The following is a 572-nucleotide window of genomic DNA, read 5'->3' as shown; positions in this document are numbered from 1 at the left end:
ATCTAACCAATGCGCTTTTTGACCATCAATATCGACTGGACGTTCTTCGATTGGCTCGTAGTAAAGCTCACTGCTGCCGTGGAAGCCAAATAGACCCTTAGATTCGCCAATTTTGGTCAGCTCCACTTTTGAGTTCGAGCTACCGAAGGCTTTCTCATCGCCTTTGTGCAGAATGAAGTTCATACATTCGTGCGGATCAGACGCATCTGGGTTCACTTTCAGTACGTAGTAAGCGCCGTAGGTGTCGTTGATGCCATCGAATGGACGCGGTGCAGACCAGTCCGTACCTGTGCCAGCAATACCCATGGCTTCTAAGTCGGTGCTGGTACAGCCTTCGCCGTTCCACAAGTGCAGGCCCCAACCTTCGTAGTCGCTTGCCGTTGATGCGGATGCAATATCGCGCTTGTAGTAAATGACAACCTCGTTCTCTCCCGCAGGGTATAGGCCAGAGCCTGGGTTCGTGGTGTCGTCGCTTGTGCTATCGCTGCCACAACCGCTGATGACCGCGATGGAAATCAAAGGCAGTACGGTTTTGGCAATCGTTGATAATTTGAATGTTTTATTGTCCACGT

Annotated in this window: 1 protein-coding gene; it reads right to left on the bottom strand. The window is 50.9% G+C overall.

Annotated elements, in window-relative coordinates; genetic code table 11:
• Positions 1-570: pullulanase-associated domain-containing protein (locus tag R7R24_RS29110; RefSeq protein ID WP_318120513.1), on the bottom strand; the 570-nt coding region annotated here is incomplete at its 3' end.
• Between the last annotated feature and the right edge of the window lie 2 nt (positions 571-572).

This window comes from Vibrio sp. 704, assembly GCF_033339295.1.
This window is presented reverse-complemented; position numbering and strand designations above follow the sequence as displayed.